Origin of the sequence: Streptomyces sp. WM6378 (assembly GCF_001279695.1) — a bacterium.
Classification (GTDB): domain Bacteria; phylum Actinomycetota; class Actinomycetes; order Streptomycetales; family Streptomycetaceae; genus Streptomyces.
Genome location: NZ_LGDD01000213.1, coordinates 1 through 334, shown reverse-complemented (window position 1 = coordinate 334; position 334 = coordinate 1). Strand labels below are relative to the sequence as shown.

Below are 334 nucleotides of genomic sequence, written 5' to 3'. Positions count from 1 at the left end.
GGCGCATGCGACGAAGATCCACAAGATCATGGACATGGCGATCGCGGCGGGTGCTCCGCTGGTGTCGTTGAACGACGGCGCTGGCGCCCGTATCCAGGAAGGCGTTTCTGCCCTCGCGGGGTATGGCGGGATCTTCCAGCGGAACACGCGGGCGTCGGGTGTGATCCCGCAGATCAGCGTGATGCTGGGCCCGTGTGCGGGCGGCGCGGCCTACAGTCCGGCGCTCACGGACTTTGTGTTCATGGTGCGTGAGACGTCGCAGATGTTCATCACGGGTCCGGATGTGGTGCGGGCGGTGACGGGTGAGGAGATCACCCAGAACGGTCTCGGTGGC

General features: G+C 65.9%; 1 protein-coding gene. It reads left to right on the top strand.

Annotated elements, in window-relative coordinates:
* A partial coding sequence (locus tag ADK54_RS17740) for a carboxyl transferase domain-containing protein (RefSeq protein WP_324610167.1) occupies nucleotides 1-334 on the top strand: 334 nt, incomplete at both ends.